This is a genomic window from Cohnella herbarum (genome assembly GCF_012849095.1).
Taxonomy (GTDB): domain Bacteria; phylum Bacillota; class Bacilli; order Paenibacillales; family Paenibacillaceae; genus Cohnella; species Cohnella herbarum.
The window spans coordinates 4,733,662-4,745,932 of the sequence record NZ_CP051680.1 but is presented as its reverse complement, the minus strand read 5'-3'; the positions used below and the strand labels follow the sequence as shown (position 1 = coordinate 4,745,932).

The window sequence follows — 12,271 nt, the reverse complement described above, 5'->3', positions numbered from 1 at the left end:
TGTAGGCGAATATTTAGAATTAAAAGAATTTTTTAAGTGTTAACCCATCGCCGAAGGCGGTATAATGCTACCTGGAGAGTGACACGAATTGAAGCCCAAATCGAAGCCGTACCCTACGGTGTCCCTGTATGGCGTACCTTTTTCGAAAATGAATATGAAAGAAACCGTGGATTATCTAGCCCGAGCTATTCAAACCCGACGTCCGCATCGAGTCGTCACGGGCAATCCGATCATGCTGATGGTGGGGATGGACAACCCGTCTTTTCATCACACGTTGGCGACCGCTGATCTCGTTGTTCCGGACGGTTCGGGCGTCGTATGGGCGGCTCGGCGTTTAAAAGAGCCCGTTCAAGAACGAGTGGCCGGTTACGACCTGCTGCACGAATTGCTTCGAGAGGGCGAGCGTCATCAATGGAGCGCATATTTGCTAGGGGCGTCCGCGGATATTATACAAACAGCGCACGATAAGCTAAAGCAACAGTTTCCAGGCATCCGTTTCGTGGGGTATAGAGATGGTTATTTTACGGATAAGGAAGATGGAGAAGTCGTAGCCGCAATCAGGGAAGCTAATCCGGATCTGTTGTTCGTGGCTCGCGCAACAATGAACCAAGAACCATGGATCGAGAAGTATCAGTCCGAACTCGGCGTTCCCGTCGTGATGGGCGTAGGGGGGAGTTTCGACGTCGTATCGGGTAAGCTCAAGCGAGCTCCGGCATTTTTTCGCAAACTCGGGATGGAATGGTTTTATAGGTTAATACAGCAACCAACCCGGTTCAAGAGGATGCTCGTATTGCCTCGATTTGCGCTCAAAGTGATTAAAGACGGAGATAAAGTCCTTAAACATAACAATCCATCGTGAAAACTTTCGTGAAAATGATAAAAATCATGAAAAACGGCTGAAAACGACTGAATGTTCACCTTGTTGAATTCCTTGTTACGGGAGTATAATTCATTCCGGTACAGAAAAAGGGGAGTTGTGGATGGTGTCTGGTTGGATGCTAGGTATTGGACTCATTTCATTCATTGGGGCAATGGCGCTTGCGCTTGTTCTAACGCCGCTCGTTAAGAAGCTGGCGGTTCGCATCGGCGCGATCGACGTGCCGAACCAACGTAAAGTTCATACAAGAACGATGCCCCGTCTGGGCGGCGTAGCGATCTATGCGGCGTTCACGGTGGGATTGCTACTTATATTGCCTTTCGTTCCAGAAGGAGCGCTAAGCGCTTACGACCGCAATTTGATTAGCGCTCTGCTGGTCGGCGGTACGGTTATCGTTTTGCTGGGGGCTCTGGATGATAAGTACGACTTGTCCGCCAAGCTCAAATTGCTCGTGCAAATCGGCGCGGCTTGCATCGTCGTATTCGGTTTCGACGTGAAAATCAACTTATTGAACATTCCTTTCGGTTCGGCCATGCAGCCGCTGGGCGAATGGCTCAGCATTCCGCTCACGATCCTCTGGATCGTCGGCGTCACGAACGCGATTAACTTAATCGACGGATTGGACGGGCTTGCGGCCGGCGTATCCGGCATCGCCGTTGCCACGATTATGGTGATGGGGATTATTATGGGTAATGAAGCCGTTATTTTGCTATCGGCAGTATTGCTTGGTGCAATCGGAGGTTTCCTGTTCTTCAACTTCCATCCCGCGAAAATATTCATGGGAGACTCGGGCTCGTTGTTCCTCGGTTTCGCCTTGGCGACGTTGTCCATGCTCGGATTCAAACAAATCACGATCGTTTCCTTCGTTACTCCTTTGCTCATCATAGGCGTACCGTTGTCCGACACCTTCTTCGCCATCGTGCGTCGCTGGATTCACAAGAAGCCGATCTTCGCTCCGGACAAAGGACATCTGCATCACTGCTTGCAGCAACTTGGATTCAGCCATCGGAAAACCGTTATTATCATATACGGAATCGCCGCTTTCTTCGGAACATGCGCGATCGTTCAATCGTCTGTATCGAATACTGGTTTAGGGAACTGGATCACGTTTATCGTTATATGCGCTCTCGTGTTCTTATTGCAGATCGGTGCCGAGCTTATCGGAATCGTCGACCAGACTCGCCGCCCCGTTCTCGATTTCCTGGCAAGACTTCGGATGAAGCCTCATACGGAAACTCGGGGGAAATAATAGCAGTTCATTTTATTAAAAATTTCTTAAATCCCTGATCTCGATCGAGATTCGGGGATTTTTTATTTTTTTCGCCTAAATATTCCTCCGCTCTCGTCCGATAACAGAGGTACACCCATAATGCCGGGAAGAAATGTAAGGAGGAAATCATTGTGTTTAAAAAAATCAGTGCCGTATTCATCGCGTTCGCGCTCCTGCTTCAGTTGCTCCCCGCTCAGGCGCCATTAGCGAATGCGGCCGTTGGGAACGGAAGCTTCGTATTTCCAAGCGAGAGCTCGAATCCCTCCTCGTATCGCATTACGACGGATGCGCGGGTTACCCTTCAGGGCTCGATTAACAATGTAAACCCAACGACGATCTCGTACAGCGTACATCAGATTATCGACGACAAAAACGATAGCGACCCGACGAATGATATTATTGGGACGTCTAAACTCGATCAAACGAGTAATATTTATCCGGATGGCAATGCGATTACCATTTTCAATATCGAGCTATTCCCGGGAAAGAATAAAATAACGTTCAAAGGTTTACAAAATGGAGGAGAGGTTGCAGACTCTTTCTATATTGATTATCGGAACGGACCTTTGTTTTATAACCTCATGGCACAGATCGACGGACAAGCATTCCCCGTTACGGATGGCAAAACAACCGTCGTTTATTCGAATGCGTCCAAAGGTCGGAATAACTATGACATTAGTATCACGGGTAACGCGCCAAATGCACAGAATGTAACGATCGTGGTAAATGGAAATAGTAAAACATACAACGTAAATCCAAGCAACAACAATAGCTTCGTTGCGTCTCCCGTCAATTTAAAGAAAGGGAAAAACCTCGTTACGATTCGAGTGAAGAATAACTCCCAGACTTTGGAGACCACTCGCGAAATTGCTTTTTATAACGGAAGCGTCACCTACTACGATGTAAACATCAACGAGGGCGCCGGAACGGACGGCATGCCGATGGAGTACTACCCGAACTATAATTTCTCTAACATTAACAACGTTCAAGTTTCCGGTAAAGTAATCGTACCGAACTCGGAATACGCTGACGTTGTTTCAGGTCCTCTAGAACCCCATCCGGATCCAACTTGGCCTGTGGGCGGAGCAGACAACAGCGGTACGAAGAAAGTTAGGGTAATATATGGACCATCGGTAACGGATTACGTTTACGCGACTCCGGAGCCTTTAACTAACAAAAAAGATAAATTTTTCGTGTACTCTTTTGCGTTGAGCAATGCGCAACTGAAGACTGCCGTCGGAGGGACGCTGGATCAAGATACTCGGTATAATGTTCAGTTGTTATCCGATAACGAAGTGAACAAACATCTAAATATCACGCCTTCCCAGGAAGGAACTAACGAGCTTGGATTCATCCTCCAGAATGGCAATGATCCTTATATTCATGAGATGAATTACCTGCAGTCGTATAACGGAACGAATTACGAGAATATTACAGGTGGACCTTTGCATGGGACGAACATTTTCTCTATGCCGTTTGCCGTAGAATTTTTAATCGGAAATCCCCCGGCTGCCGGTTACGGGCTTACTGATCTACCGATGAAGATCGACAGCATCAAAGACATCGCAGGTCAGACCCAAACCACACCTCCGGTGTTCAGGAGAGTTAATACTAACGCAGCAGATGTTAAAACTGTGACTAAAATGGTAAACGGGGTCACTAAGACGTTTTACAGGATTGTATACGAATTTTCTTCGATGCCTGTAACGGGGACTCAAACCATCAACTTCCAAATGCAAACTGGATCGCAAGTGTTAAAGCCGGCGACGATTAATTTGCTCTACGGTCCATATGCCAATTACGATAAAGCAGTAGATGGAATGATTATTAGCGTCGATACAACACAAACAGAAACACAGCAAGCAACCGAAATTATTACGAATAAATTAGGTAACTTCGCGGGAACGTTCAAAAACATCGCGAATGAAACCAAGATTAAATACGTTTCGCCAGGGCAAACCGTGTTCTTCTATATTAATAACACGCTCGTGCCTTTGAAAAAGGGAGTCAGGCTAGATGGTAATAACGTTGATAAGGCAACGATTGCCGATTTTCAACTAGATATAGCGGCAGATCCAGATCCGGCTCAACCAGCGCCGCCTAATAGCCTTAGAGATATATATAATAAGTTCTACTCTGGGGAAAATAAAATTAGAATTCTGTATCAGACAGCTACTGAATCCTACGATAAGACAATCAAAATTAATCTGGTGCCCACGAACTTACCGGTTATTCCTGCACCGGGGACTTCTGGAATATTCCCTTATGGTACGCAATATAACGATATCCCTCTGTCCAATGACCCGAATTTCCCAATGCGGGGCAGCATATTTACAACGTCGTTGTCCGAGATGAACGTTTTTGGTACTTTTGATTTCTTGGACTTAGGGACAACCGAGACAGCGGTAATTAATAAGATGTTGAGTATCGCGACCACGACGCAGCAGAAATATATATTAAAGGTGACCACGCCTTCGGAAAAAGATCCTTGGAAGTGGGACCTGTCCCAACCGTTCCAACTCGTCAAAGACGGTAAGGTTGTAGGTTCGTATCCTGCAAGTTCACCGTTTACGAGTGATCTGACCGTACAATATAACATGGATTTGCAATCCTTCTCTTTCACCATAAAGAGACAGAAGCTGAATATCGATGGAAGCTCCAAGATCTATAACTTCTTCGTATATAACAGCGGCGAGGCAGGTCCGCGTGCAACGTATAGACTTGAAGTCGATCCGACATCGATACCGTACAAGATCTTGCGTCCGATACTGCCTGCCAAGAACACCGTCAATCAAAACTTTATCGAAGTTGTAATTGACGCCCTGGCGCTGATAAAGTGTTGATCAAAGGCGGAGATATCAAGTCGGTTGCCATGGAGAAGATTGATTTTGACAGTGATAACGACGGTTTGATCGATTATCCGAATGCTTATCGCTATTTCGTTACGGGATTAAAAGCCGGTAAAGTCAACAAAATCGAAATGACGATATCGAATGCGAACGACGTTTCCAAAGAAACACTGGAGATTAAATATGTACCTACGAACATTCCGGGCGCCGGTTTCTTGGAGACGATGAAGAGTAGCCATAAGCAATTCGATGGTAGTTTGAGTCTGAAGTTCCCTAAAGGTACGACTTTGATTAGACAAGACTTCAACGTACCGCAAAATTTGAAAAACCAAATTTTCGACGGTCACAAAGTGATGTTCGCCATTGCCAACCCTGAAGACGGTGTCGTCGATCGGCGCGAGTATGAAACATTACCGGCCAACTTCGATTTGATTCTTCAGAGCTTCGGCACTAGATTTAACGTATCGTTTCCTACGCACTTTATTAAATCCAGTCCGGTATTCTGGATTGATGCCGGTCTTGCCGATGATCCGGTAACGAATACTTATGATCCGTTGAAATTCGGGGTCGACCCTTATCAATTCCCGGGAGCCAAGGGGCCGGGAGGAGGCGACATCCCGACCTATGATAACCGTCCTGACAACCGACAACTCGTGACTTCAAAGATTGGCACACTGGAACTTAAATACGATGAGAATATGCGGGATACAGTGGGAACGATCATTACCGCTTTCCGTTATGACGTGAAGAATAAGTACTGGGAGAACGTTGGCGGCGTAGTTGACACGAAGAAACACACGATTACCGTTCCATTCTCGCAATTCGGTTATTACGTAGTCGGAAAAATGGTTTACTCTTTCTACGATATTACCCAGCACCCTTATGCGAAGAACTATTTGGAAGCGATCTATGCTAAAGGCGTCATGAATCCAATAAGTTACGATCAATTCGGCGCTGATTTACCTACCAGCCGTGGAGAGTTTGCGCGCATGATGGTTAAAGCGATAGACATTCCATTGAACTATGAGCTGAGTAAGTCTCATTTCGATGATGTGCCGTACACCATTAACCCCGATGCATTATGGGATTTCCGGTATGTAGAGACGGCTGCACGTCAAGGACTTATTAGAGGTACAACGCCAAGGGCGTTTGAACCAAGCGCGTCAGTGTCCAGGGAACAAGCGGCTGTCATTATCGCAAGAACGCTGAATATGAAGTTGGATACAGATAGCAAGAAAATTGACGCGTCTCTGCAAAAACTATTTAAAGACTACGCGCAAATCGAATTTTATGCCCGACCTGCCGTATTGGCAGTGGCCAAGAAAGGATTTATCTTAGGCACGCCGGTCGATCCGGCCGATCCTAAGAAGGGCAACGTATTCGAACCGAAATCGAATCTGCTCCGTTCGGATTCGGCTATCTTGGTTGCAAGAGTACTTGCGGATAAGAAACGTTTACCGAAATTAAACTAGTCAAGCAATAGAAGAGCATCTCCTTCCTAACTGGATAGAGGTGCTCTTCTTATCTTAAGTATGTTTCAACTTGGTTCTATAGGAAATGATTTACCAATGACTAAAGTACTAGTCCAAGCTATACTAGAGAAGCGATAAGCCCTTACATAGCTTTTAAGGAACAGTCGTGAGTAAAGAATCGAAAAAAGTTGAGATCTATTTTGAAATAAACCGCAACTTTTCTCCGCGCCATGCGTTTAACATGTTGAGTCTTTCGAGAGGGACTCGAGAACTAATCTTCCAATCTCTCTATCAAAATGTTCTTTACGCTGGGTAATCCCCTCATGTATAATGAGGAAAGTGGCATAATTTACCCTGCCTAATTTCTGTTCATTTTCGATTATTTACTTCTGTTTACAAGTTTCTGCGACATGTATCTACTAATTAGACATGCCGACAGACATCAATTATAGACAATGCTCTACTCAAGGAAGGGGGTGAAACACCGATGAGAGATTCGAGCTATAATTTTCACACACAAACAAAACAGATACATTCTCGAGGAGGAGAAAAAAAGGTTATGAAGAAAAGTTTATCCCTTTTGCTATCTATCGCCTTGGTATTCGGCTTGTTCGCATCCATGGCTTCTGCAGCTGAAACAGTAGAACTTACTGTAGCTCAGAAATATCAAGCTCTTAAAGACAAAGGCATCCTTAAAGGTACTACAACGGGCTCCGACGGTTTGGATGACAAACTGACTCGCGCTCAATTCGCTACAATCGCTATCGCTCTTGCTGATCTTGCGCCTGCTACAGAAGGCAACACCTTCACAGACGTAAACAACAAGCAATGGTGGTACGGTGCAATCGAAGCTGCTGCTAAAGCAGGTTTGGTTGAAGGCAGCAACGGTAAATTCGACCCTAAAGGCGACGTTACTGTTGAGCAAGTTATCGTAATCGCTGCAAGAATCCTTAAGCTTGAAGAAGTTAAAGATGCTAAAGTAGAAGGCGCTTCTGCTTGGGCTGCTGGTTACATTCAAGCTGCTATCAACAAAGGTCTGACTGCTGCTCGTACTGACTACACAAAATCAGCTACTCGCGGTCAAGCGATCGAAGTTGGTTACACGGCTTATGTAACTGCTAACCCAGAAGTTCCTGCTAAAGCTTCGGTATCTTCCGCTAAAGCAACAGGCGTTGCTAAAGTAGAAGTAGTACTGGACAAAGCTGTTGACACTGAGAAAGCTAAATTGACGCTTAAACGCGGCACTGGTTCCGTTGCTACTGAGACAAAATGGGCTGATGACAAAAAATCGGCTACATTGACTCTGACTAGCACGAAAATCACTGAAGCTGACTACTCCGTAACATTGAGCGGTCTTACTGCTGAAGAAATCGGTACTGATACTGCTTCCTTCAAAGGTGAAAAAGAAGCCGTAACTAAATTGGAATTCGCTACTGCTAGCGAAGAAATCGCTCACTCCAACGCGACTCGCGTTCGTCTGAGAGCTGAGAACCAATATGGCGAATTGGCATCTTTCAATGCTTCTTCTTACACAGTAAACATCACGAACTACAACGAGCAGTTGACTAAAGACTCCGATGGATATCTTGTTGTTAAGCTGAACACAACTGGTGCAACTGTAACTACAACTCCAGGCTTGACAATGATCCCTATCTACGTTTATTTCAATGAGACTCACCTGACTGCTAGCAAAACTTTCAAACTCGGCTTTGCTCCATTCGTTACTAAAATGGAACTTGGCGAACTGAAATATCAAAACGGCAAAACAGCTTTGATCAACACAGGCGACACTGCAACAGCATCTGTTAAATTGTTCGATCAATACGGCAACCCTGTTGCTAATGATCAAACGTTGGCAACTCCAGTAACTTTCAACAATAACATCGTGCCTTACGCACAATATGCTAAAGTTGAAACTGGCGATTTCGACAACGACAATGGTTATGATGTGCGTCTTTCTTTGACTGACAAAGAAGACAAAGCATCGACTCACACAATGACATTGTATTCCGGATCTGCAAATGCTAAATTGAACTTCGAAATCGGTACTTCCAAAGTAGCTACGAAACTTGAGCTTGACGCTTACGAAGGCACGCTTGCAAGCGGAGATAGCGGCAAATTCGTTACTTTGAACGCTTACGATGCTAATGGCGACAAGTTGACAACTCAAGAAATCGTAGAAAACGCTAAAAAAGATCGCATCAAAGTCGGTATTTCTGGAGTTACAGGGACTGCTGATATCGCATTGATCGGACCTAACAAAGGTAAAATCGCTCTTCCAACAATTAACGCACCTGCTAAATCTGTAGTATTCATTACTGCAAGCATCCTTTCTCCAAATGCAAATGATTTCAAAACGCTTCGTATTCCAGTATCTGATGCTCGTATTCCAGCATCCGTTGCTGTGACTAAGAAGCCTCATGTTAAGACGGTATTGGGCACTAGCTCTGATTTCACAATCAAAGTTAAAGACCAATACGGTGACGATTTCGGTACTAATGCTTCGGCAGCAAAATACCGTGTAGCATTGGAATTCGTTAACCACAACACTGTAGGTTCTGCAGTTTATAACTCCGGTATCGCTGTAACTGGCTTGACACTAAACGGCGGTGCTGTTCTGAATGGTACTGCTGGTGCAGATCCTCTGCGTCCTGCTGTATCGGGTAACGGTCAAGTTGCATATGTAGCTAACACTCAATTCGATACTCTGAATGACGGCGCTACTTTCACATCTGTTGGTACATCCTTCGGTGAAGCAACATTGAAAGCGACTCTTGAAGAAGAAACAACTACTCCAGGCATTTGGAAAGCAATCTATGCACCTCAAGGTGTTTCGATCGAATCGATCGACGCAACTAAAGTTGCACTGAACTACAGCCTGGAGAGCATCGCTTCCCTGTACGCTGGTCTTGACAGCGGATTGCTGGTAACTGGTGGAGCACAAGTAGCACCAAACACTAGTGCAGTTGCTAAAACGGTATCTCTTGTAGTTAAAGACAACGCTGGTAACTCTGTTGCTTATCCAGATTCCATCGCTTCTATAACTGTTGAGAATCCAAACGTTGCAAAAGTTGTTGCAGCTGGTAACAAAGGTTATGTTCTTGGTAACAAAGCAGGCGAAACGACTGTAACTGCAGTTGTTTACAAAGCACTCAACAACGAACAAGCAGTCTTGACTGCTAAAGTGACAGTTAAGAATGATCTGGTAGCTGTTGATAGCGTAAGCGCTAAAGGTAGCAACGATGCCGCTGTTACTGCTGGATCCTACATCTACACGAACATGGATCTTAAAGTAAAAGATCAATACGGTATCGAGTATGCTGGCGCTAACATCAATGGTTATGATAGCCTTGTAGGTATCCGTTATGCTGTATCTGAAGTAACAGGTGCTAACGTTTCGATCAATGCAACAACTGGTCTCATCAATAGCTTCGCAACAACTGCGGCTAAATATGAGTTCATCGTAACTGCAACTGCTCCTAACGGTAAATCCGCAAGCACGTTGATCCACAACTAAGATTGCATCATGGAAAAGGATGAGGCCTAGCCTCATCCTTTTCTTTTTATATTCTTCAACAATAAGGCGCAACTTAGTTGCGTCTATTAACGTTTTATATAGTAGAATAATCCACCGCAGGAGGTTGAATGTAATGAGGTTCAAAGTAAGATTATTATCAATGGTTGTATCCATCTGTTTGTTAATGGGGATTGTTCAAATTCCTATATATGCTGCTGAGGAAACAAATGGAAACAAAGTCCTTCAACCTGTGACAATCGGAACGGTAAAACTGAAAGAGAATGTAACGGCAAATGTTAAGAACGTTCTAGTTATGCCTTCTGATAATCATCAGACTGTAGGATTAACGTTAACGATTAATAATAATAGTAATTCTGAATTGAACTTAATCGACTATTGGGTAAATGTGTATACAAAATCGGGTACGAAGTTGAATGTTCAGAATACAAATCTAAAAATGGCTAAAGTACCGGCAAAGACTAGCGTTGATTTGAACTATTTCAGTTCGGTAGGTAATGATATTAAATCTACGGACTTAATTGTTAAAGTGATTCAATGGGACTTCTCTGCATCTTCCTACACTCGCGTACTGGGTGAAATTACAGTACCTCTAAGATATAATCCAGTAACTCCAGCAGGGGCTGCTAGAGTGGTTGTGACAGATGATATAAGTGCAACGATTTCCGTTAAGAAGGCAACAATCGGTAAGAGTGAAAGTTATTATCGACCAGATCTACGTGTCATGATTAAGAATGATAGTAAACAAACGATCGTCTTACCGGAATACCAATTGTACATAATGACCAAAGATAATTTAATGTATCCTTTGACCGCAACGAATTTAAAGGGAACCATCTTGAACCCGTTGACAGAGAAGGAATTTCAAATGACGGTGAATATACCGCTTAATGTAAAAGCCGATGGCTGGAAGTTAGCTATTATGTATCCTATTAATGAAGGTAAAGGAAAGTTCCCGGTCGCATTATTTGAACTCCCTAAAGCTGAGGTAACCGAGGGAGAGGAAATAGGGAAATTTTATACTTTTACAAATTCAAAAGGAGTTTACTCTATAAGATTAGACTCGATGAACCGACTACCGATCGAGGAAGATGATTTGATTATTGCAAACTTAACGATATCCAACAAGGGTAATGAGACACTTCCAATACCAAACCTGAATGGGAAGTACCTCTTCAATGAATCTATTGAGAAACCCGCCTCTATTAGTCAAAATAACAAAGTGATTGCAATAAAACCAGGTGCTTCAGAAAGTATCCAATTAGTGGGTAGGGTGCCTTACACTTTTGACATCGGAAAGCTTAAGTTGATTGTCCAACAGAAAGAGACAACTACAGGCAATGCCGAGGAACAGGTTGAACTAGTTACATTCAATCACAATGGTACTTTCAATACAATACAAAGCGCACGACCTGAAGTTGGTTTTAAGGTCAAAGATGTTGGATATAGATCAACAGTAAAGATCAATCGTTTGAACATATACGAAGGTAATACCGCGAACCTAATAGCTGCACAAATAGCAGTGTTTAATGATGAGAAGCGCCAATCATCGATGCAACAGTTAGCCGGATATTTTCAGAAACCGGATGGAACTGTGTACCCAGCAACCTTTGAATATATAGATGATAAGCTAAGCCCTGGAGGCCAAGCTATCGTCAATGCATGGTCTACGGTACCTAAAGACATCGACATGACCGATATGCAATTAGTAATAGGAAAGGCGTTAACTGAAACTACGACTGAGACTGGCACAACTGCTGGGAAAGAGAAATTGGTTGGATACGCATCACCGTATTCTTTTATACTTCCGGAGTTATTCAAAGCCCAAGATGGACTTCAGAAAATAGATATGCAATCTTATCAAATGTCAATTACACGTGTATCTACTCAGATTGCATTTAAGGAATCTCAAGTAACATTGTTGTTTGATTATAACCTCACGCAAGATTTGATTAAAAAGTCAAACATGAAAGATCATAAAATCGTTATAGAATTGCAAGATACGAATCCTAAGTCCGTGTTCAGGAAGGAATTCTCTTTCCCGACAAGCGATAGCACCGCTAACGCACAAGCTGCGGAGCTCAAGATTGGCGAAAATCATGCAGAAGTGACATGGAATGATGTTGAACTTGTAGATCTGATTACTGCACTAAAAGATTACAATCTCAACGTCTATTATCAAGTGACGCCTGGCTATAAAACGTTAATCGCAACACAAAAATTACCTTGGTTAGTAAATAGAACTTTAACGAATTAAACTAAGAAGCG

Annotated in this window: 6 protein-coding genes; all 6 read left to right on the top strand. The window is 43.8% G+C overall.

What is annotated here, in order from left to right; all coding sequences use genetic code 11:
- The first annotated feature begins 88 nt into the window (after nucleotides 1–88).
- The 6 genes from HH215_RS20255 to HH215_RS20230 all read left to right on the top strand — a co-directional run bounded on the left by HH215_RS20255 (nucleotide 89) and on the right by HH215_RS20230 (nucleotide 12,260).
- Nucleotides 89–859 carry a WecB/TagA/CpsF family glycosyltransferase gene (locus HH215_RS20255; protein ID WP_254450159.1) on the top strand — a complete coding sequence of 257 codons (771 nt, stop codon included), beginning with the start codon at nucleotides 89–91 and terminating at the stop codon, nucleotides 857–859.
- Between the two features lie 136 nt (nucleotides 860–995).
- Nucleotides 996–2,126, top strand: a complete 1,131-nt coding sequence (locus HH215_RS20250) for a glycosyltransferase family 4 protein (RefSeq protein ID WP_169284491.1) — start codon at nucleotides 996–998, stop codon at nucleotides 2,124–2,126.
- Nucleotides 2,127–2,278: 152 nt separating this feature from the next.
- Entirely contained in the window at nucleotides 2,279–4,990 is a 2,712-nt protein-coding gene (locus HH215_RS20245) for a hypothetical protein (RefSeq protein WP_169281539.1), read from the top strand.
- On the top strand, nucleotides 4,984–6,468 hold the full coding sequence (locus HH215_RS20240) for an S-layer homology domain-containing protein (RefSeq protein ID WP_169281538.1): 1,485 nt from the start codon (nucleotides 4,984–4,986) through the stop codon (nucleotides 6,466–6,468). Before HH215_RS20245 ends, HH215_RS20240 begins: the two co-directional genes overlap by 7 nt.
- A gap of 559 nt (nucleotides 6,469–7,027) precedes the next feature.
- Nucleotides 7,028–9,985, top strand: a complete 2,958-nt coding sequence (locus HH215_RS20235; RefSeq protein ID WP_169281537.1) for an S-layer homology domain-containing protein — start codon at nucleotides 7,028–7,030, stop codon at nucleotides 9,983–9,985.
- A 133-nt stretch (nucleotides 9,986–10,118) separates the two neighbouring features.
- Nucleotides 10,119–12,260: a hypothetical protein gene (locus HH215_RS20230; protein ID WP_169281536.1), complete on the top strand. Its 2,142-nt coding sequence runs from the start codon at nucleotides 10,119–10,121 to the stop codon at nucleotides 12,258–12,260.
- Nucleotides 12,261–12,271: the final 11 nt, after the last annotated feature.